Genomic DNA, 21,228 nt, shown 5'->3' with positions numbered 1-21,228 from the left:
GTTGCGCATTCTGCTTGGTATTACAGGTGGAATCGCGGCCTACAAGGCGGCGAACCTCGTTCGCCTGCTAAAAGAAGCCGGCCACGACATAACCGTGCTTCCTACCCAAAACGCTCTCAAGTTCATCGGCGAGACTACTCTTGAAGCGCTCTCTGGCAAGAACATCGATCTGGACATGTATCACGATGTCGCAGACGTCAGACACGTTGAACTTGGCCAACAATCCGACCTAATCATCGTCGCACCGGCAACGGCCAGCTTTTTGGCAAGGCTCGCATCTGGAATCGCCGATGACTTGCTGCTGAACGCGATTCTGGCGTCAACAGCGCCGGTCGTTGTTGCGCCCGCGATGCACACCGAGATGTGGCAAAATCCAGCGACACAGGCCAATATTGCAACCCTGCAAGAGCGCGGCATCCGAGTTTTAGAGCCTGCTGTCGGTCGCCTAACCGGCAAGGATTCAGGTCCTGGCAGGATGCCTGAGCCAGAGGAGATTGCCACCTTCGCACTCTCGGGGCTTCCACTTCAGGGCAAGCACGTTCTAGTTACAGCTGGGGGCACAAGGGAGCCGATTGACTCGGTGCGATTTATCGGCAACTCATCCACCGGCCGGATGGGCATTGAGCTAGCTAAGGCTGCACGCGATCTTGGGGCGCAAGTCACTTTGGTTGCGGCCAACATCGAGACCGCAACCCCCGCAGGGGTGTCGGTGATCAAAGTTGGAAACGTTGATGAGCTTGAGCTTGCGATGGACCGGAACTGCGACCTAATCATCATGGCGGCTGCGGTCTCCGATTTTCGTGTCAAGAACCCCTCTAACGAGAAGCTAAAGCGTGGCGAATCGCTGACCTTGGAACTAACACCAACCAAAGACCTCATTGCCTCCTACGTCGCAAATCACAAGGTGATTTCGGTTGCTTTCGCACTCTCGGACTCAGATGGAGACCGACTTGTAGAGGTTGCCACTGCAAAGCTTTGGGACAAAGGTGTTGACTTTATCGTGGGTAACTCGGTCAGCGCACTGGGCTCAGATACCAACCAAATTGAATTCATTTCCCGAAACTCTCATGAGTCAGCGAGCGGATCAAAGTCCGAGCTAAGTAGATGGATTTTGGAGAGGGTTATCCCCTCGCTGTCTTAGTGCCTAGATAGACTTTGGCACTATGAAGCTACGCACATTTACCTCGGAGTCCGTGACCGAAGGTCACCCGGACAAAATCTGTGATCAGATATCTGACACCATCCTCGATGCCATGTTGGAGCAGGACCCTGCTGCCCGCGTCGCTGTCGAGACTCTAGTAACCACCGGTCTGGTTCACGTTGCCGGCGAAGTTACTACCTCCTCCTACGTCGACATCCCTCAGCTGGTTCGTGACCGAATCACAGCCATCGGCTACAACAACGCCGAAATTGGCTTTGATGGCAAGAGCTGCGGCGTCTCCATCTCGATTGGCGCTCAATCTCCGGACATTGCAGCCGGTGTTGATGCAGCCCTTGAGGCTCGCGCTGGAGCACAAGACACCGACTCGCAACTCGGCGCTGGAGACCAGGGCATGATGTTTGGGTACGCAACTAACGAGACTGATGTCTTGATGCCCACCCCGATACTGCTCTCGCACCGAATTACCGAAGCGCTTAGCAATCTGCGTCGTGAACTTGGCAATGGACTAATCCGCCCAGACGGCAAGGCTCAGGTTTCGGTGAATTATGACGGGGATAAGCCGGTCTCAATCGACACCGTCGTGCTCTCCACTCAGCACCATGAGGACGCTACTCAGGATGAGCTTGCTCAACTGATTCTCTCGCGTGTAATTCAGCCGGTCTTAGCCGATTCAAAGCTCGATTTTGAAAATACCAAGTACTTCATTAACCCCTCGGGCCGATTCGTTATTGGTGGTCCGCAAGGTGATGCTGGGCTAACTGGCCGCAAGATCATCGTTGACACCTATGGCGGCATGGCTCGCCACGGTGGCGGTGCATTCAGCGGTAAAGACCCATCAAAGGTTGACCGTTCGGCGGCGTACGCGATGCGTTGGGTTGCCAAAAACGTAGTGGCAGCTGGTCTTGCTGACAGAGCGGAAATTCAGGTCGCATACGCAATCGGTGTGGCAAAGCCAGTTGCGGTTTTCGTCGAGACCTTCGGCACCGAAAAGGTCGATACCCAAGCGATTGAGAATGCAATCGCCAAGGTTTTTGACCTTCGACCAGCGGCCATTATTCGCGAGCTCGACCTCAGAAGACCGATTTACGCCAAGACTGCTGCCTATGGTCACTTCGGTCGAGAGTTGCCGGAGTTCACCTGGGAGCGCGCTGATCGAGCTGACGCTCTGAGAGAGGCCGCAGGAAAGTAGTGAATGCGGTTGCGCGGGTGGTCGCTGAGTCAAACCTGATTCAACTGGACCGAGAGTTCGATTTCTTGGTCCCCGACCACCTGCGCTCCGCAATCAAAACTGGTCAGCGGGTCAAATTTGAGATCGGCCGCAGCAAAAAAGCCCACACTGGGTTCGTCACTGAGTTAGCAGAACAGAGTCAATACGCAACCAGCGAATTGCTAGAGATAGTGAGTGAATCTCCTGTCTTGACACCCGAGATTTACTCATTTGCTCGTCAGGTGGCGGACCGGCAGAGTGTGGCAATCGGAGAGATTCTCGCCCTGGCGGTTCCTGACCACATGCCAAGAATCGCAATTCAGGACCCCCGGCAGGTCGAGCTGATTCTCAACCCCTTCACAGAACCCAAGCTAGATAAACCATTGGGGGTGCGCTCCGCCGTGCTTTCAGCGGCGCGCAATCAATTGTTTGAGGGGGACCGGTTTCCTGATTGGGCTCAGCTTTTCGCTTTCCACGCAGTGGAGAAACTAATCGCTGGTCAGAGCAGCATTTTGATAGTCCCGGAACAGTCACAACTGAGGCTGCTGAAGCGGTTGTTTTTACTTGCTGGCCTAGGTGGTGCCCTGGTCGAGTTTGGATCTGGGCAAAAGAAGTCTGAACGGTTTCAAAGTTTTCATCGAGCGCTGTTGCCTTCGGCAACTATTGCAATTGGCACTCGAAGTGCGATCTATGCGCCAGTTCACAATCTCGGAATAGTCGCACTGTTTGATGATTTAGATGATTCACTCAAAGAGCAGGGGTCACCGTTCACGCACGCTAGGGAGCTAGTTCTAATGCGTGCGAGTAACCGATCTTTAGTTCTGGCCGCGAATTATCGGTCTGTTGAAGTCCAACGCCTTGTCGAAATTGGCTACCTAACGGACCACACTCTGATTTCAGCACCAGCTCGAATCGCATTCAGTGAACCCAGCCTTCGAATGGACCGAGCTAGTTTCGAACTGATTCGAGAGAAAGTTGATGTCGGTCCGATTTTGGTACTGCTTCCTCGAAAAGGAAATTCCCCAGCGGCATTTTGCGCTGGTTGCGGTGGCAAGCTTCGGTGCAAAAACTGTGGCGGTCCAATTTGGGAGCCATCCGCAGCTAGCTTTGCCTGCAAGCTCTGTCGCATCGGCTTTTCATCCTGCCAAGATTGTGGCACTTCTAAGGCCAAGTCCGGCAGGGCCGGCAGCAGCAGAACCGTGAGTGAGTTGGGTAAGGCTTTCCCTCAGGTCTTGATCTCAGAGTCAACCGCGGATAAGCAGCCATCAAAGATTTTGCCCAGCAAGCACATCATCGTTTCAACCCCAGGCGCAAGTCCAGTTGCACCCAATGGATACTCGGCGGTACTGATATTGGATTGCGACATTTGGTTGTCCTCGCAGTCTCTTCAGGCCGAGCAGTTGGCAATCAGGGACTGGATGGAAGCAATCGAACTCATGGCGGACGATGGCAGAGCCGTGATCGCTGGAATACCAAATGCTTTGGGGCAAGCCATCACTCTGGGGCAACACAGACAGCTCGCAAAGGTTGCACTTCAAGATCTGCAGGCGCTAAACCTCCCTCCGGTCGCTCGGGTTGCATGGCTTCAGGCCAGCACCGAGGTTTTACTTGCAGTGCTCGAGGAGGTAAAGGAATTAGGTGCTCAGGAGTTGCGCACGGAACTGGGAGAGCAGGCAAGCTCACTCATTAGATTCAGTTACCAAAATGGGCCACAAATCAGTTCGGCTTTGAGAAGACATGCCCTCAAGGCCAACGCCCGCTTGGTGGGGGCAAATAAGCGACGCGGGCTGCGAATCGCCATGGACGATTGGTCTAGTCTCTAGGAAGCCATGAAACTGATCTTTGCCGGAACCCCCGAAATAGCCGCTGTCGCACTACGAAGACTGTGCGCTGTGCACGAGGTTGCTCTTGTGGTAACCCGAGAGGATGCACCGGTTGGACGCAAGCGGGTAATTACCCCTTCGCCAGTAGCTCAGGCGGCCGATGATTTGGGTCTGAAAACCATCAAGTGCAATCGGCTAAGCCCTGAAATCGTTCAGGAAATTTCCAAAACTCAGGCAGACCTAGGGATAGTGATTGCGTTCGGTGCTCTAATCCCAAAGTCCGCTCTGAGTGCCATGTCTTGGTGGAATCTGCACTTCAGTTTGCTCCCTGCCTGGCGCGGGGCCGCTCCGTTGCAGTACTCGATGATGAACCTTGGAGACGGAGCGGGAATCTCTCTGTTTGAACTCGAAGAAGGACTGGACACCGGGCCTATCATCGCCCAGTTAGCCATGGAAATCGACCCAGACAAAACCTATGGTGAGCACCTGGCCACATTCACCGACAAAGGAATTGACCTCATCCTCGAGTCTCTCGCGAAGAGGCCTCAGGCTTCGACGCAACGTGGCGCAGCGAGTCTTGCCCCCAAACTCTCTCGTGATAACGCTCGGTTAGACCTAAAACAAAGTGCAGATTTGGTAGCGGCTAAGGTGATGGCTCTAAATCCAGAGCCAGTTGCTTGGGCCACCTTGGGCAATGAGCCGTTTAGAGTGCTGCGCGCAAAATCTCTAGGTTCTACGAACTGGGCTGAATTGGATGGGGTAAGTCCCGAGCCCGGTCGAGTTTCAATGGGAACTGGTCGGATCGTGCTCGAATGCGGTGGTGGCACTCGAGTTGAACTCATCACAGTGCAACCGGCTGGGAAAAAGGAAATGTCGGCGGGGGATTGGTTCAGGGGGCTAAACAAAGAGGTAATCCTTGACTAACCCGCGTGAAATAGCACTCGATCTTCTGGTGCGAGTCGAACAGTCAGATGGCTACATCAACCTTTTGCTGCCCAAAGTTCTGGGAAAAGTTGACCTCACCGATGCCGACAGAGGGCTAATTCAGGAGTTGAGCTATGGGACTTTGCGCTGGCGCTCTCAATACGATGCGTTCATCGATTCTTTCACCCAGGGGAAGGTTCTCAGCAGCAAACTTAGGTTGGTGCTTCAACTTGGACTTCATCAGCTGTTTCGCATGCGAGTCCCCTCCCACGCAGCGATTCACGAGAGCGTTGAGCTGGTTAAGAAGTTTGAGAAAAATGCCTCCGGCCTCGCAAACGCGGTGCTGAGAAATGCTGATCGCGCGGGATTTGAAGCTTTGCTTGCCAAGGTGTTGACTGGCAAAAGTGGCAACGAACTGTTGGCTATCAAGCACTCTCATCCAACCTGGGTTGTGACAGCACTGAAGACTGCCCTCGAGCTTGACGGCCGCGGTGAGGAACTTGAGAACTTACTGGACGCCAACAACCAAACACCTCTTGTAAATCTTGCGGCTTTGACCGAGGAGGCAAGAGAGTACCTAACCAAACTCGAACTGGAGGCTGGAGAAGCATCTCCGATTGGGTTTATTGCGAAGGGTAATCCGGAACCGCTGCTAAGTTTTCCCGGCGTTAGAGTGCAGGATCAAGGTTCGCAACTTGTCGCACTGACACTACTTGAGGTCGGCAATCGAGCGGGAAACTGGTTGGATATGTGCTCCGGCCCCGGTGGGAAATCAGCGGTCTTGCAAGCGGGTATTAGAGATCACGGTGGCTCCCTAGATTGCCTAGAACCCAACCCACAACGAGCTGATTTGGTGCGGGATGCCCTTGACCCCGCGGGGCCGGGAGAGGTGATAGTGGCATATGGACAAGAGGCCAAAAAGAATCACTATGACGCCGTGCTGCTGGATGCTCCTTGCTCTGGACTCGGATCTGTTCGAAGAAAGCCGGAGTCTAGATGGCGCAAAAAGCCAGAGCAGCTACCCGGTCTTGTGAAAACTCAGGCTGAACTTCTCGATGCAGCGGTGGAATCTTTGCTCCCCGGAGGCTACCTGCTTTACTCCACCTGCTCACCGCTGATTCAAGAGACAAACGCTCAGATCAAATCAGTCCTGGATCGCCATAAGAATTTAGAGCTGGTAAACGCCAACGAAGTTCTTTCCCGCGTATCACCCTCGCTGAAGCTTAATGAAAGTCGAAAGACCGTTCAGCTCTGGACACACCAACATGGCACCGATGCGATGTTCATGGCGATTTTGAGAAAGCAATAGGCTCTAAACATGCACATTCACCCATCGATTCTTAGTGCAGACTTCGTCAACTTGGAGTCAGAGCTAGAGAGCATCTTGCACGCGGATGCCTTCCACGTCGATGTCATGGACAATCACTTTGTTCCCAATTTGACCTTTGGACCGCAAATGGTTGAGAGTCTGCAGCGAGTTACCAAGCGTGACCTGGATGTCCACCTGATGATCAGTGATGTTGATAGGCACGGCCCCGGTTACGCAGAGCTCGGAGTTGCGTCGGTGACTTTTCACCTGGAGGCTTCGAGCAATCCGGTTGAACTCGCCAAAAGAATCAAGTTGGTAGGCGCGAAGGCTGCAGTTGCAATCAAACCGAATACGCCGGTGTCCGAAATCAACGAGATTGTCTCGGCTGTAGACATGGTCTTGATCATGACCGTGGAACCTGGGTTCGGTGGTCAGAAGCTAATTGAATCCACAGTCGCCAAAGTGACCCAGGCCAGGTCGCTAAGTTGGTCTTTGGGTCTAGATATCGCGATTCAGGTTGATGGGGGAGTCACCGAGGAAAACATTCAAACCCTCGCTAAGGCGGGCGCAGACACATTCGTTGCCGGGTCCTCGGTATTCAAAGCAGTAGATCGCAACCGCCAGATCGACTTGCTAAGAACTTTGGCTGAGCAAGCGGTCCGCGGGTAACCTTAGCTGCATGAAATCCTTCGAACAGCTATACGGTGAGCTTTTATCTAAAGCCGCCGAGCGACCAATCGGCTCCCGCACCTCAGAATTACTTGAGCTTGGTGTGCATGCGATCGGTAAGAAGGTTGTGGAAGAGGCAGCTGAAGTCTGGATGGCTGCCGAGCACGAATCTGACGAGCAGCTGGCGCTCGAGGTTTCCCAACTGATTTATCACCTGCAGCTGATTTTGATAGCGCGCGGGGTTCCCATGAGCATGGTTGAGGAGAAGCTTTGATGTTGAGGGTTGCAGTTCCAAATAAGGGGATTCTCTCCGAGTCGGCTATTTCCATGCTTCGTGAGGCAGGTTATGCCACTCGCCGCGACACTCAAGAGCTGCACATCGTGGACGACCAGAACCAGATCGAGTTCTTCTACCTAAGACCAAGAGACATCGCCACCTACGTGGGTGAAGGTTCCCTGGACGCGGGTTTGACCGGCCTTGATTTGCTGCGGGATTCTGAATCGAAAGCGGAGGAGGTTGCCGACCTGGGCTTTGGCGGGTCTACCTTCCGATTTGCCGCACCGGTGGATTCGAGATTTTCTTCAGTTAGGGATTTGCAGGGAAAGCGCCTAGCGACTGCGTATCCGAAGCTGATCGAGAACTACCTCGCGGCAGAGGGAGTGACCGCTCAGATCGTTAAGCTCGATGGGGCAGTGGAATCTGCCGTTCGACTCGGTGTCGCAGACGCGGTCGCCGACGTGGTGTCAACCGGTAACACCCTGCGCAAGGCTGGGTTGAGCATCTTTGGCCCGGTGATTCTCTCCTCTACAGCCCGCCTGATTGCTGCACCGGGAAAATCCAGTGAAACCGAGAAGCTACTTCGAAGAATTCAGGGCGTGATCGTGGCTCGCGAATACGTGATTTTTGATTACGACTGCCCGAAAGATTTGGTTGCCCAAGCAACTGCGATCACTCCAGGCATCGAGTCACCAACCATCTCGCCCTTAGCAGATGATGACTGGGTTGCAGTACGTGCACTAGTGAAATCTTCACAAACCAACCAGGTTATGGATCAGCTGTACGAACTCGGTGCGCGCGCGATTTTGGTGAGCGCAATACACGCCGCAAGGATCTAAGTGCCAGCGATTCGAGTTATTCCCTGTCTGGATGTTGCTGATGGGCGCGTGGTCAAGGGTGTGCGCTTTGAGAACCTGCGCGATTCCGGTGACCCGGTCGAATTAGCATCGAACTACTACCTGCAGGGTGCTGACGAAGTCACCTTCTTGGATGTAGCGGCGACCAATGAGAACCGCGGCACCATGTTGGAAATGGTGACCAAGTGTGCCGAGCAGATCTTTATCCCCCTCACCGTTGGTGGTGGCATCAGAACCGTTGATGATGTCTCCAATCTTTTGAAATCAGGTGCGGACAAGGTGTCGGTTGGTTCTGCCGGCATTCGCAGACCGCAACTGCTGAACGAGATTGCTGCTGAGCACGGCGCTCAGGTGTTGGTAATTTCACTTGATCTCAAAAGGGCAGCTACCAAATCAGGCTTTGGCGTTACATCTAACGGCGGCAGAGAGCTCACCGCACTTGACGCCATGGATTGGGTCCGGGAAGTCCAAGATCGCGGGGCCGGAGAGCTGCTGATCAACAGCATTGATGCTGATGGCACGCGTGATGGATTTGATATCGAACTAATTCAGAAAATTAGAGAGATTTCTCAGGTCCCCATCATCGCCTCGGGCGGAGCTGGGAAGGTAGAGCACTTCGTTGAGGCAGCTTTGGCGGGTGCAGATGCCCTATTGGCGGCAAGTGTTTTCCATGAGCGCTCAATTTCAATAGCTGAGGTAAAGTCCTCTCTCAAGGCTGCGGGAATCGAGGTCCGATGAGGTCTCTGAGTGTTGATCAAGTTCGATTTGATGCGGCCGGTCTTGCGCCTGTGATTGTGCAAGATGCCAACACGGGGAAGGTTTTGATGTTGGGCTGGACCAACGAAAGCACCTTGTCAGAGTCAATTACCTTGGGCAAATTGGTTTTCTTCTCCAGATCCCGAAACTCTCGGTGGCTAAAGGGTGAAACCAGCGGAAACTACCTCGAAATTCAAGAGTTTTCTCTTGATTGCGACGCAGATGCGATCTTGGCCAAGGTGATCCCGGTCGGACCTGCCTGCCACAATGGCACCGAAACCTGTTTCGAGGAGCCCGATGCTTAGCTTTGAAGAAGTCCTCGAGCTATCCCGCTCCTACAACGTAATTCCAGTTACCAAGCGCCTCTTTGCCTCCAGTGAGACGGCGCTTGGGCTTTACCAAAAGCTCTGTGGCGATAGACCGAACACCTTCTTATTGGAATCGGCTGAACAGGGCGTCTGGGGTAGGTATTCGTTTATCGGGGTTGAGTCTCGGGGTCAATTGATAACCGAGGGTGAAAAGGCAGTTTTCCGCGGCCCGAACCCGTTGCCAAGCGGCGAACTATCCGAATCGCCACTGGATGCATTGGAGCAGTTGCAGAGCGCTTGGAAGTCAGCCCCAAGCGATGTTCCGCTCACCAGCGGACTGGTTGGCTTTGTTTCTTGGCGTGCGGTAAACCTGTTGGAACAGCTCCCTGAGCCAAAGGTTTCTGACTACCAGGTGCCGCTGATTGGCTTCAATCAGTTCTCTGAGTTGATTGTGATGGACCACAAAACCTCTGAGCTGCTGGTTGTGAGCGTGATTTTTGTTTCTGACAGCTCATTAGAGGATCAGTACCGTTCGGCTGTCTCCAAGATTGAGAACCTGGTTACTCAAATTAAGGAACCGACACTCGCCCAGGTGTCAGAACCAAACTGGCCCGAACCCAAGTTTTCAAAGCGCACCTCGCACCAAGAATTTCTGAATCAAATTGACAATGCCAAGCACCATGTTCGCCTCGGTGATGTTTTCCAGGTCGTAATCTCGCAGCGCTTTGATCAGGAGCTTGAGGCAGATGCACTGGATGTCTATCGAGCGATGCGCGCCATCAACCCAAGCCCCTACATGTATTTCACCCGCTGGGAAGATGACGCTGGATCCTTCGCGATTGTTGGGTCATCGCCCGAGGCGCTGGTAAAGGTTTCTGATCGCAGAGCAATCACCCACCCGATTGCGGGTTCTCGCCCGAGATCTCAGGATGCAGCCAGGGATCACGCCCTGGGCGAAGAACTCTTGGCAGATGCCAAAGAGCAAAGCGAACACTTGATGCTGGTCGATCTGGCGAGAAATGATCTACTGAAAGTTTGCAAGCCAGAAACTTTGCAGGTTAGCGAGTTCATGCAGATTCACCGATTCTCGCACGTGATGCACCTGGTATCCACGGTTGAGGGCGAATTGGCGGAAGGCAAGTCACCAGTCTCAGCATTACGAGCAACCTTCCCAGCCGGAACTCTCTCCGGAGCTCCAAAGCCCCGAGCGCTTGAAATCATTCATGACTTAGAGCCCGCCGATCGCGGACTATTTGGCGGCGTAGTTGGCTATTTCGACTTCACTGGCAATGCAGATCTAGCAATCGCTATCAGAACCGCTCTAGTTCGCGATGGCATTGCCAGAGTTCAAGCTGGCGCTGGGATTGTCTTGGACTCCGTGCCTCAAAGCGAATATGACGAAACTTTGGCGAAGGCAGCGGTTGTGCTCAGAGCGGTAGCGGCGGCGAATGCGATGAGAAATGACTAGAGCTAGACCAATCTCACTGTTACTGATTGCGGCTAGTTGGATTCTCGCCAATACCGCGTGGTTGTCAATCGGCGAGCAGCAACTGACCGGAACCGAGATCAGCCAGCTACTGAACCTGTTGCCGGGGATTTCGCTGCTTCTTATATTCATCTCCAGCTATCAGCGCTTTGCTGCAGTTCTAAGCTCTCTCGCCGCAATTTCGATGTTGATTTTTGCTTTGTTGGCCCTAACCTCAAACTTTGAAAGCAGCGCTGCAGCGATAGCAATTTTCGAGTCGATTTCAGGTATTCAAGGCGCGGGTTCAGGGGATGTTGATGTCGCCACCAATCGGTCGATGACCAACCTGATAGCTGCGACTACCGGTCTAGGCGCGGCCGTGCTATTGACCATAAATGCACTCAGGCCGGCGCCGCGCAGCGTCGCGAAGCGTCAGGTAGTTGAAGACAACCGCGCCCTCTGGGATGAGCAGGGCGATTGATTGCTAGGATTTTGCAAGTTAGGAAAGAGGATTTATGTCTCACGGTTCTGAGGACCCAGGTCACGGCAATTCAGTAGCAGCTTGGACCAGCGTCACCATTATTTTGGTCGCCTTCAGCATTGGAACCCTGTTCTTTTTCCTTGAGAACGTAGCAATGGTTTGGGCTTCGGTAGTTCTTCTAGGTCTGGGTGCAGTCTCAGGTCTCGTTTTGAAAAAGATGGGCTACGGAGTTGGCGGAAAGCACTCCAAGAGCCACTAGTGCTTGACGGACTCTTTCAACAAGCGCTGCTCTCTTCTCAACGCCGACAAGAGTCAATCTCAACTTCAGATCTCGAGAGAAAAATCGAGAATCTTTCAACCCCGATAGACGTTTACTCTGCTCTGGCACCAGCCGAGCACATCAAGCTAATTGCAGAAATCAAGCGCGCGTCGCCATCGCGCGGTCGCTTGGCCGAGATTCCCGACGCGGGGGAGCAGGCGCTTCGCTATCAAAACGCAGGAGCCCACGCCATCTCAGTCTTGACTGAGGAGACCGGCTTTCTTGGCTCCCTGAATGATCTCGAGGCGGCTTCTGGGGCGGTGTCAATCCCGCTGCTGCGCAAAGACTTCATTTCTACTGAATACCAAGTAATGGAGGCAAGAGCGGCTGGCGCGGACTTCGTGCTCTTGATTTTGTCCTGGCTCTCCGCTGAGCGCTATTCGCAGTTGAGCGATTTTGCGCATGAGCTTGGCCTTGGGGTGCTGACCGAAACTCACGCGCTGGAAGAAATCGCGATCGCTAACGATTTTGGAGCAACGCTCCTGGGCATCAACACCCGAAACCTCATTGATTTTAAAACTGACATCGGACTCTTTGAGCAGATGGCTAGTGCGCTGCACCCGGACGCAATCAAGGTTGCTGAATCCTCGGTGAAGACCGCGGCCGATGTGATTCGCTACCGCAATGCTGGTGCAGATGTTGCGCTGGTTGGTGAGGCTTTAGTTACGGGAACTCCGGAAACGCTGATTCCGGCGTTTATTTCAATTTAGGATTCTGTGATGGACGTGAAGCTTTCAGAACAGGTTGGACCTTACTTCGGTGAGTTTGGTGGACGTTTTGTTCCAGAGCCATTGATTGCAGCCTTGGATGAACTCGAAGCAACCTACAACCAAGCTAGGCAAGACCCATCCTTCAAGGCAGAGCTTGCTGAGCTTCACCGCACCTACACCGGCCGTCCTTCAATAATCACCGAGGCGAAGCGATTTGCAGCCCAGTTCGGTGACTTGCGAGTTTTCCTAAAGCGCGAAGATCTAAACCACACCGGTAGCCACAAAATCAACAACGTCATGGGGCAAGCCCTATTGGCAAAGCGCATGGGTAAAAAGCGCATCATCGCCGAGACTGGAGCCGGTCAGCACGGCGTAGCCAGCGCCACTGCGGCCGCATTCTTTGGACTTGAGTGTGTCGTTTACATGGGTGAGATTGACACCGAGCGTCAAGCATTGAACGTTGCACGTATGAAGCTACTTGGGGCTCAGGTAGTACCTGTAACCACTGGATCCAGAACGCTGAAGGATGCCATCAATGAAGCGCTTCGTGACTGGGTCGCCAACGTAGACAACACCCACTACCTGCTCGGGACCGTAGCCGGTCCACACCCTTTCCCGACCATGGTGCGCGACTTCCACTCGGTAATTGGAATTGAGTCACGCGAGCAAATGCTTGAAATCCTTGGCAAGCTCCCTGACGCGGTTGCGGCCTGCGTTGGAGGCGGTTCGAATGCGATTGGCATCTTCCATGCTTTCTTAGATGACAAGGACGTTGCACTCTGGGGATTCGAGGCTGCCGGGGATGGAGTTGACACCCCTTTCCACGCCGCGACTCTCTCAAAGGGTGTTCCAGGTGTGCTGCATGGAGCCAAGAGCTACATGCTGCAGGACGAAGATGGCCAGACCATGGAGTCTCACTCAATTTCTGCCGGCTTGGATTATCCCGGAGTTGGCCCTGAGCACTCCTGGCTTAAGGACCTAGGTCGTGCCAACTATTACGGCATCACCGACAAAGAGGCGATGGAAGCTATGCGTCTGCTGAGTCAAACAGAGGGCATCATTCCAGCCATCGAGACCGCTCACGCCCTAGCTGGAGTGAAGCATCTGAGTGAGGTGCTTCCCAAGGGGTCATCAATCTTGATCAACCTCTCCGGCAGGGGAGACAAAGACATGGAGACTGCCGGTCGATACTTCGGATTGCTGGGGGACAAGTGAGCAAGGTCGAACAGATCCTCAGAGACAATAAGGAAACCGGGCGAGGAACGCTGGTTGGCTATTTTCCAGCAGGCTTCCCAACGGTTCAGGACTCCGCCAGGGCACTGATTGAGATGGCCAAAAACGGCTGCGACATTCTCGAGGTTGGCGTCCCGTACTCCGACCCGGTGATGGACGGTCTAGTTATTCAGCAGGCAACCGAGAAGGCACTGGAGAATGGGTTCAAGCTGAACCAGGTTTTTGATGTGATCAAAGCGGTTCGAGAAGAGATCGACACTCCGATCTTGGTGATGAGCTATTGGAACCCAGTCCTGCGCTACGGCGTAGACCGCTTTGCCCAGGACCTCAAGGAGAGCGGGGCACAGGGGATGATCACCCCAGACCTGATTCCAGATGAGGGCAAGTCTTGGATCGAAGCCGCCGAGAACCAGGGGCTGGACAAAGTCTTCCTGGTTGCTCCGTCCAGTTCAGACGCGAGGGTAAAAACCAACTCAGATCTGTCTTCAGGGTTCGTCTACTCAGTTTCAACCATGGGAATTACGGGTGAACGAAGTCAACTTGACCAGTTAGCCAGAGAGTTGACAGGCAGAGTCAAAGAAAGTTCCAACACACCGACCTGCGTTGGGGTTGGCATCTCGACCGCTGACCAGGTTCGTGAGGTCAACAGTTATGCAGACGGAGCAATCGTTGGGACTGCATTTGTGAAGGCTTACCAAACTGGCGGTCTAGACGCACTCTCGGCAAAGACTCGTGAACTGGCTCTCGGCTTAGGATAGGCATCGTGAATTTACTGCTCAGCATTCCATCTCCAGAGATCAGCTTTATCGACCTAGGTCCGGTGCGAATTCACTTCTACGCACTGTTTATTTTGACCGGTATTGCCCTCGCGACCTACATGGCAGATCGCACATTGACAAAGCGCGGGGCTGAGCGCGGCGTATTTTTGGATATTGCTCTTTGGGCCGTGCCAGCGGGCATCATCGGCGGTCGCTTTTTCCACGTCATCACTCACCCTCGTGATTATCTTTATGAGGGTGCAGACCTGCTTGCCGTCTTCCGAATTTGGGAGGGTGGCCTTGCAATATTTGGCGCAATTACGGTTGGAGCCATCGGCGCGTGGTGGGGCGCTCGTCAGGTCGGACTTCGTTTCACCGCGGTAGCCGATGCTGTTGCACCTTGGGTCTTGGTCGCACAGGGCATCGGACGCTTGGGGAATTACTTCAACCAAGAGCTCTACGGAATCCCAACCACCCTTCCTTGGGGTCTTGAGATCCCGAGCACCAATCCGGCCTATCCAAACGGATTGCCAGATGGCCTAACCTTCCACCCAACCTTCTTGTACGAGATGATTTGGAACTTCGCCGGAGCTGCCGCGATCTTGTATCTGGCTTCGAAGCTCAAGTTGCAGTGGGGCAAGGTATTCGCTCTGTATCTAATCGTTTACTCATTCGGAAGAATTTGGATTGAAAGTATCCGAATTGACCCCAGTGAGGTTATTCTTGGACTTAGAACCAACATCTGGTCAGCGCTGATCGGTGTTGCCATCGGTATCATCATTCTCTTGGTTCAATCTCGCCGGCACCCCGGTCTCGAACCATCGGTTTATGCAGAAGGCAGAGAACCTGCCCAGCAAACAACCGAAGCTCAAACCACCGAAGACGTGGAACAAAAGAACTAGCTCAAAACCTAACTGTTCGGGCCAAAGATGTCCTGATTGATTTATTTCGATTGGAGACTGCATGGCTAACCTAAGCCCCTTCCAGCGTTTCAACGTTGCGCCTGGGGCGCAAGGTCTTTACGACCCAAGCGCTGAAAAGGACGCCTGTGGTCTAGCCATGGTCGCAACCCTCCGCGGAACACCCGGCCATGACATCGTTGACATGGCACTCCGATCACTGCGCAACCTGGAACACCGCGGTGCGGTCGGATCAGACGCTGGTACCGGAGATGGTGCTGGAATTCTTACCCAGCTACCGGATGCATTCTTTAGAGCAGTAACCGACTTCGAACTTCCTTCCCTTGGCTCATATGGCGCCGGTCTGGTCTTCCTGGAGGCCGCAAACTCACAGGCCGATAAGGTCCGATTTGGTGAGATTGCCAAGCAGGAGGGTCTTGGGGTCATCGGTTGGCGCGAGGTCCCAATCCGCCCCGAGGTGCTGGGAGACATGGCAAGGGCCGCGATGCCGAGCATCGAGCAGGTGTTTGTCAAAGGTGGCAACGCAGAGTCAGGCATTGAGCTTGAGCGCAAACTATTCAGATTGCGCAAACGCTCTGAGCGCGAGATTGGTATTTACCACCCGAGTCTCTCAATGAGGACCATTGTCTACAAGGGAATGGTTACCACGCTTCAGCTGGAGCCGTTCTACCCAGACCTATCTGACGAGAGATTCAGCTCCACTCTCGCTCTGGTGCACTCCCGCTTCTCTACAAACACCTTCCCGTCCTGGCCTCTAGCTCACCCATTCAGATTTATTGCCCACAACGGTGAGATCAACACCGTAAAGGGCAACGCCAACTGGATGCGCGCTCGAGAGTCCCAGCTGGAATCTGATGTTTTGGGCAACATCGATCAGCTCAAGCCGATCGTTACCCCGGGCGCATCAGACTCCGCGACCCTAGACGAAGTTTTGGAGTTGCTGGTGCTATCCGGTCGCTCGCTACCTCACGCCATGATGATGATGATCCCCGGAGCGTGGGAGAAGCAGCTGGATCTGGATCCTAAGCTCAGGGCTTTCTACGAGTACCACTCCATGATTATGGAGCCGTGGGATGGTCCAGCAGCTGTGGTCTTCACCGACGGCTCACTGGTTGGTGCCACCCTTGACCGCAATGGTCTGAGGCCTGGACGCTTCTTGGTGACCGAGGATGGTTTTGTAATTTTGGCCTCGGAGATCGGTGTATCCGACATCCCAGCCGATCGCATCGTACGCAAAGGCAGACTGCAGCCGGGCAAGATGTTCTTGATCGACACCGTTGCCGGCCAGATCATCGAGGACGAGCAGATCAAGTCCGAGGTGGCATCACTTGAGCCTTGGCAGCAGTGGCTCGAGGACTACATGATCAACCTTCGCGACCTGCCTGAGCGCGAGCACATTCGCTACTCGAGCGCCTCGGTGAATCGCCGCCAGCGCGTGTTTGGCTACACCGAAGAAGACCTCAAGGAGTTCATTGCTCCAATGGCTCGCTCGGGACAGGAGCCGATTGGTGCGATGGGAACCGACACCCCGATCGCTGCAATCTCAGACCGCCCGAGACAGCTCTTTGACTACTTTGTGCAACAGTTTGCCCAGGTTACAAACCCACCGCTGGATGCTATCCGTGAAGAAGTCGTGACCTCACTGACCGCCAGTATTGGTCCAGTGCTCAACCTTTTGGATGCAACTCCAGAGCACGCCAAGCAGCTCGTGATGGACTTTCCAGTCCTGAGCAACGATGAGCTCGCTCGCATCAAGCACATTGACAAGGCCAACAACATTGGGAAGGCCGTTACCATCTCCTGCCTATACCGCGTGGATGATGGTCCAGACTCTCTAGAGGAGCGACTGCAAGAGATCACCGAAGAGGTGGATGCTGCAATCAACGCCGGCGTCACCTTCGTGATTCTCTCTGACCGGGATTCAAACCGCGAGATGGCTCCGATTCCGTCACTGCTCTCTCTGGGTGCTGTTCACCACCACCTGATTCGCCAAGGAACCAGAACCAGAGCTGGTCTATTGGTGGAGTGTGGCGACGCCAGAGATGTTCACCACATGGCGACCCTCATTGGTTATGGAGCCTCGGCTGTAAACCCATACCTTGCCCTGGAAACCGCCGAAGACATGGTGGTTCGTGGCCTGATTACCGGAATCACGCCAGAGCGTTCGAGCAAAAACATGATCAAGGCACTTGGTAAGGGTGTTCTAAAGATCATGTCCAAGATGGGTATTTCAACAATCGCCTCCTACGCCGGAGCTCAGTGTTTTGAGGCGATTGGTCTCTCTCAGGAGTTTGTGGACCGCTACTTCAGTGGCACCATCACAAAGCTCGGGGGTGTCGGCCTAGACATCTTGCACCGTGAGATCAGACAGCGTCACACCGCTGCATACCCAATTGAGGGCGCCACCAAGGTTCATTTGCCGCTTGAGGTTGGTGGCGAAATGAAGTGGCGTCGCGAGGGTCCACCCCACCTTTTCAACCCAGAGACAATCTTCAAGCTTCAGCACTCCACCAAGCAAAAGCGCTACGACATCTTCAAGCAGTACACCCAGGCGGTCGACGATCAGTCGGAGCGCTTGATGACCCTGCGTGGACTTTTCAAGTTCCGAACCGATCTGCGCACACCGATTTCTATCGACGAGGTTGAGCCGATCTCAGAGATTGTGAAGCGCTTCTCGACCGGTGCAATGAGCATGGGTGCGATTTCTCCGGAGGCACACGAGACTCTAGCCATCGCGATGAACCGCCTTGGTGCCAAGAGCAACACCGGTGAGGGCGGTGAGGCAGTTGAACGACTCTTGGACCGTGAGCGCCGTTCCGCAGTCAAGCAGGTTGCATCTGGACGCTTCGGTGTCACATCGATGTATCTCACCCACGCAGATGACATCCAGATCAAGATGGCCCAGGGCGCAAAACCAGGAGAGGGCGGTCAGCTTCCTCCGCACAAGGTTTACCCTTGGATTGCCGACCTAAGACACTCCACCCCAGGCGTCGGTTTGATTTCGCCACCACCACACCACGACATTTACTCGATTGAGGATCTAAAGCAGCTGATCTATGACCTCAAGCGCGCAAACCGTGCCGCTCGAGTTCACGTGAAGCTAGTTTCCCAGTTCGGTGTTGGAACCGTGGCAGCCGGTGTTGCCAAGGCCAAGGCGGACGTTGTCTTGATCTCGGGTCACGACGGCGGCACCGGTGCTAGCCCGCTGAACTCGCTCAAGCACGCCGGAACCCCTTGGGAGCTGGGCCTCGCTGATGCGCAGCAGACGCTGCTTCTCAACGGCCTTCGAGACCGCATCACCGTTCAGGTTGATGGCTCCATGAAGACTGGTCGTGACGTTGTCATTGCAGCCCTTCTGGGTGCTGAGGAATATGGCTTCGCCACTGCTCCTTTGGTGGTTGAAGGTTGCATCCTGATGCGCGTTTGTCACCTGGACACCTGTCCAGTTGGTGTTGCAACCCAAAACCCTGACCTGCGTTCAAGGTTCCAAGGTCAGGCTGACCACGTTGTGAACTTCTTTGAGTTCTTGGCTCAGGAGGTTCGCGAGTATCTAGCTGAGCTCGGTTTCAGAACTCTCGACGAGGCCATCGGTCACGTCGAGCTATTAGACACCAACGCTGCTATCAAGCACTGGAAGGCCGATGGCCTTGACCTAAGCCCAATCTTTGCTGCGAAGGATCTGGGAACCAACCAGAACCTAAGACGTTTTACCGAGCAGGATCATGAGCTGGAGAATCACTTCGATTACCCACTGATTGAGACTGCACAGCCTGCACTTCGTGAGGGCAAGAGCGTTTTGATTGAGCGCGATATTAACAACACCCACCAGGCGATTGGAACCATGCTCGGCAATGAGCTGACTAAGCGCTGGGGAGAGCAGGGCCTAGAGCCTGGCACCCTTACCCTGCGACTACGTGGTTCTGCCGGTCAGTCACTTGGCGCATTTGTGCCACGTGGTATCACAATTAGCGTCGAGGGAGACTGCAACGACTATGTCGGCAAGGGTCTTTCTGGAGGGACAATCTCCGTCAAGCCGCCTGTAGGGGCTGGCTTCATCGCGGCTGAGAACGTGATTGCTGGAAACGTTATCGGCTACGGTGCGACGAGCGGCAAGATTTTCCTGAACGGTGTGGTCGGAGAGCGCTTCTTGGTTCGCAACTCAGGTGCGACAGCAGTGGCCGAGGGTGTGGGAGACCATGCTCTTGAGTACATGACTGGCGGCAGAGCGGTAATCCTCGGTAGAACCGGCATCAACCTCGGTGCTGGAATGTCCGGCGGTATTGCCTATGTTTACAAACTGTCTGAGTCCAAGGTGAACCGCGAAGCTCTGCAAACCGGCGAGATCTCACTCGGAGCCCCTGAGCCGCATGAGGTTGAAGAGCTCAGAAGTATCTTGGAGCAGCATGTCGCCGCCACCGAGTCTTCGAAGGCGAGGGACATCCTCAAGAACTTCGATGCCGAGGTAAAGAACTTTGTTCGAGTGCTACCGCGCGATTACGCCCGAGTGGTCGAAATTCAGAAGAACGCCCAGGCTCAAGGCTTTGAGCTAGACGGTGAAGAGGTCTGGACCCAGATTTTGGAGGTGACCCGTGGCTGATCCAAGGGGATTTATCAAGATCACCGAGCGTGAGACTGCGACGCGTCGCCCCGTCTCGGTTCGTATCAAGGACTGGAAAGAGGTCTACGCCGAGCGAAACGGCGAAGTCGTCAAGCGCCAGGCGAGTCGTTGTATGGACTGCGGCATTCCGTTCTGTCACCAGGGTTGCCCGCTGGGAAACCTGATTCCAGAGTGGAACGACCTAACCCACCGCGGTCGCAACCGCGAGGCAATCGATCGACTGCACGCAACTAACAACTTCCCTGAGTTCACCGGAAGACTGTGTCCGGCTCCTTGTGAGAGTGCCTGCGTGCTGGGAATCAACCAGCCTGCGGTTACCATCAAGGAAATCGAGGTGTCGATCATCGACGATGCCTTCGATGCTGGATTCGTGATGCCAAACATCCCAGAGCGCTTAACTGGCAAGACTATTGCTGTCGTAGGTTCGGGTCCTGCGGGATTGGCTGCTGCTCAGCAGCTAACTCGAGCTGGCCACACTGTAGCTGTCTACGAACGTGATGACCGCATTGGTGGTCTGCTGCGATACGGGATTCCAGATTTCAAGATGGAGAAGCACCACATTGACCGCCGTGTCTTCCAAATGGAGGCGGAGGGAACCAGATTCCGCACCGGTGTGAATGTCGGTGTCGACATCAGCTGGGAAGAGCTTAGAAAGCGTTATGACGCGGTTTTGATAGCAACCGGTGCGATGGTGCCAAGAGACATAACTGTGCCTGGTCGAGAGCTTGAAGGCGTTCACTTTGCTATGGAGTACCTGACTCAGGCCAACAAGGCAGTTGCTGGAGATCGCCTTGCGAGCCAGATCAATGCACACGGCAAGCACGTTGTGATTCTTGGTGGTGGCGACACTGGAGCCGACTGTCTAGGTACTGCCACGCGTCAGGGCGCATTGAGTGTGACCACACTCGCCATCGGTAAGCAGCCTCCGGCAACCAGACCAGAAGATCAGCCATGGCCATCGGTACCGAACCTGTTTGAGGTTGCCAGCGCGCACGAAGAGTTTGGTGAGCGTCTTTACCTTCACTCCACGGTTGAGTTTGTGGGGGAGAACGGCAAGCTAACTGGAGTCAAGGTTGCAGACACCGAGTTTGTCGACGGCAAGCGTGTTCCTAAAGCAGGCACAGAGCGCGTCATTCGGGCGGACCTGGTTTTCTTAGCTTTGGGATTCGCGGGACCCGAAACCGAAATCTTAACCTCGCAGTTACAAACTCCACTTGATTCGAGGGGTAATGTTGCTCGAGGAAATCGGTACGAAGTTGCCGATGGTTTGTTTGTCGCCGGAGATGCCGGCCGTGGGCAGAGCCTGATTGTTTGGGCGATTGCTGAGGGTCGAGCTGCAGCCAGTGCGATTGACGAATATCTCGAAGGTGAGACAGAGCTTCCATTCCCTGTGAAGCCAACTGATAGACCAATCTCGGTCTACAGCTAGTCC

The 21,228-nt window shown here is 54.4% G+C and carries 19 protein-coding genes; all 19 read left to right on the top strand.

Annotated elements, in window-relative coordinates; genetic code table 11:
- The first annotated feature begins 1 nt into the window (after position 1).
- The 19 genes from coaBC (at position 2) to OO713_RS03140 (ending at position 21,225) form a co-directional block, all read left to right on the top strand.
- Entirely contained in the window at positions 2-1,141 is a 1,140-nt protein-coding gene (coaBC, locus tag OO713_RS03230; protein ID WP_264786268.1) for a bifunctional phosphopantothenoylcysteine decarboxylase/phosphopantothenate--cysteine ligase CoaBC, read from the top strand.
- A gap of 22 nt (positions 1,142-1,163) precedes the next feature.
- Positions 1,164-2,351, top strand: a complete 1,188-nt coding sequence (gene metK / locus OO713_RS03225) for a methionine adenosyltransferase (RefSeq protein ID WP_264786267.1) — start codon at positions 1,164-1,166, stop codon at positions 2,349-2,351.
- Complete coding sequence (locus OO713_RS03220) at positions 2,351-4,192, top strand: hypothetical protein (protein ID WP_264786265.1); 1,842 nt, start codon at positions 2,351-2,353, stop codon at positions 4,190-4,192. The genes metK and OO713_RS03220 overlap by 1 nt, the downstream gene beginning before the upstream one ends.
- A 6-nt stretch (positions 4,193-4,198) precedes the next feature.
- Complete coding sequence (locus OO713_RS03215) at positions 4,199-5,116, top strand: methionyl-tRNA formyltransferase (RefSeq protein ID WP_264786264.1); 918 nt, start codon at positions 4,199-4,201, stop codon at positions 5,114-5,116.
- Positions 5,109-6,425: a transcription antitermination factor NusB gene (locus OO713_RS03210; RefSeq protein ID WP_264786263.1), complete on the top strand. Its 1,317-nt coding sequence runs from the start codon at positions 5,109-5,111 to the stop codon at positions 6,423-6,425. The genes OO713_RS03215 and OO713_RS03210 overlap by 8 nt, the downstream gene beginning before the upstream one ends.
- Before the next feature lie 9 nt (positions 6,426-6,434).
- Entirely contained in the window at positions 6,435-7,094 is a 660-nt protein-coding gene (gene rpe / locus OO713_RS03205; protein WP_264786261.1) for a ribulose-phosphate 3-epimerase, read from the top strand.
- 10 nt (positions 7,095-7,104) lie between these two features.
- Positions 7,105-7,368, top strand: coding sequence for a phosphoribosyl-ATP diphosphatase (locus OO713_RS03200; protein ID WP_264786259.1), 264 nt, complete (start codon positions 7,105-7,107; stop codon positions 7,366-7,368).
- Positions 7,368-8,210, top strand: a complete 843-nt coding sequence (hisG, locus tag OO713_RS03195; RefSeq protein WP_264786258.1) for an ATP phosphoribosyltransferase — start codon at positions 7,368-7,370, stop codon at positions 8,208-8,210. Before OO713_RS03200 ends, hisG begins: the two co-directional genes overlap by 1 nt.
- Complete coding sequence (gene hisF / locus OO713_RS03190) at positions 8,211-8,966, top strand: imidazole glycerol phosphate synthase subunit HisF (RefSeq protein WP_264786257.1); 756 nt, start codon at positions 8,211-8,213, stop codon at positions 8,964-8,966. It abuts the gene before it with no gap.
- Positions 8,963-9,289, top strand: coding sequence for a phosphoribosyl-AMP cyclohydrolase (gene hisI, locus OO713_RS03185; protein ID WP_264786256.1), 327 nt, complete (start codon positions 8,963-8,965; stop codon positions 9,287-9,289). The genes hisF and hisI overlap by 4 nt, the downstream gene beginning before the upstream one ends.
- A complete protein-coding gene (locus OO713_RS03180; RefSeq protein WP_264786255.1) occupies positions 9,282-10,760 on the top strand; it encodes a chorismate-binding protein in 1,479 nt (492 codons plus the stop codon). The genes hisI and OO713_RS03180 overlap by 8 nt, the downstream gene beginning before the upstream one ends.
- Positions 10,753-11,238, top strand: coding sequence for a hypothetical protein (locus OO713_RS03175; protein WP_264786254.1), 486 nt, complete (start codon positions 10,753-10,755; stop codon positions 11,236-11,238). Before OO713_RS03180 ends, OO713_RS03175 begins: the two co-directional genes overlap by 8 nt.
- A gap of 34 nt (positions 11,239-11,272) precedes the next feature.
- Complete coding sequence (locus OO713_RS03170) at positions 11,273-11,497, top strand: DUF6704 family protein (RefSeq protein ID WP_264786253.1); 225 nt, start codon at positions 11,273-11,275, stop codon at positions 11,495-11,497.
- Positions 11,497-12,267, top strand: a complete 771-nt coding sequence (locus OO713_RS03165; protein ID WP_264786252.1) for an indole-3-glycerol phosphate synthase TrpC — start codon at positions 11,497-11,499, stop codon at positions 12,265-12,267. The genes OO713_RS03170 and OO713_RS03165 overlap by 1 nt, the downstream gene beginning before the upstream one ends.
- A 9-nt stretch (positions 12,268-12,276) precedes the next feature.
- Positions 12,277-13,482 (top strand): tryptophan synthase subunit beta, encoded by a 1,206-nt coding sequence (trpB, locus tag OO713_RS03160; RefSeq protein ID WP_264786250.1) that lies wholly within the window; start codon positions 12,277-12,279, stop codon positions 13,480-13,482.
- Positions 13,479-14,258 (top strand): tryptophan synthase subunit alpha, encoded by a 780-nt coding sequence (gene trpA, locus OO713_RS03155; RefSeq protein ID WP_264786249.1) that lies wholly within the window; start codon positions 13,479-13,481, stop codon positions 14,256-14,258. The genes trpB and trpA overlap by 4 nt, the downstream gene beginning before the upstream one ends.
- 5 nt (positions 14,259-14,263) lie before the next feature.
- The gene (lgt, locus tag OO713_RS03150) at positions 14,264-15,160 is read left to right on the top strand and encodes a prolipoprotein diacylglyceryl transferase (protein WP_264786247.1); all 897 of its coding nucleotides are present in this window, start codon (positions 14,264-14,266) and stop codon (positions 15,158-15,160) included.
- A 61-nt stretch (positions 15,161-15,221) separates the two neighbouring features.
- Positions 15,222-19,775, top strand: coding sequence for a glutamate synthase large subunit (gene gltB, locus OO713_RS03145; protein ID WP_264786246.1), 4,554 nt, complete (start codon positions 15,222-15,224; stop codon positions 19,773-19,775).
- The gene (locus tag OO713_RS03140) at positions 19,768-21,225 is read left to right on the top strand and encodes a glutamate synthase subunit beta (protein WP_264786245.1); all 1,458 of its coding nucleotides are present in this window, start codon (positions 19,768-19,770) and stop codon (positions 21,223-21,225) included. Before gltB ends, OO713_RS03140 begins: the two co-directional genes overlap by 8 nt.
- The last annotated feature ends 3 nt before the right edge of the window (positions 21,226-21,228 follow it).

The organism is Aquiluna sp. KACHI24 (genome assembly GCF_025997915.1).
Taxonomy (GTDB): domain Bacteria; phylum Actinomycetota; class Actinomycetes; order Actinomycetales; family Microbacteriaceae; genus Aquiluna.
Note: the sequence above shows the minus strand (reverse complement) of the source record. Positions and strands in the feature narration are given on the sequence as shown.